The following is a 312-nucleotide window of genomic DNA, read 5'->3' as shown; positions in this document are numbered from 1 at the left end:
ATTTAATCTAGCTTCAGCAGCTAGAATGGTCAGTGGCTTCACTTCTTCCTGCGAGGCAAAAAGCGCCTCTACGTCAGAAGCTCCATCCCCCTCCCATTCTGAAGGAGCTGCTTACGCTTTTTACTTAAATCCAGCTCCGGTGGCTAGAAGGGTCAGTCATTTCACCCCTTCCTGCGAGGCACAAAACGCCTCTTCGTCAGGAGTTCCAATGCCTTCCCCTTCTGAGCAAGCCACCTCTGCTTTTTACTTAATAACCAAGTTCGGTTTTTTATTTAAGCTATGACGACCATCTACGAAGCGAACTGTGCCTGA

Annotated in this window: 1 protein-coding gene; it reads right to left on the bottom strand. The window is 48.4% G+C overall.

The window, feature by feature from the left end; genetic code table 11:
* Nucleotides 1–243: 243 nt before the first annotated feature.
* On the bottom strand, nucleotides 244–312 hold a 69-nt coding region (locus MR107_RS30620), incomplete at its 5' end, for a hypothetical protein (RefSeq protein WP_242293200.1).

The organism is Bacillus cereus group sp. BfR-BA-01441 (assembly GCF_022663075.1).
GTDB classification, from domain to species: domain Bacteria; phylum Bacillota; class Bacilli; order Bacillales; family Bacillaceae_G; genus Bacillus_A; species Bacillus_A cereus.
Note: the sequence above shows the minus strand (reverse complement) of the source record. Positions and strands in the feature narration are given on the sequence as shown.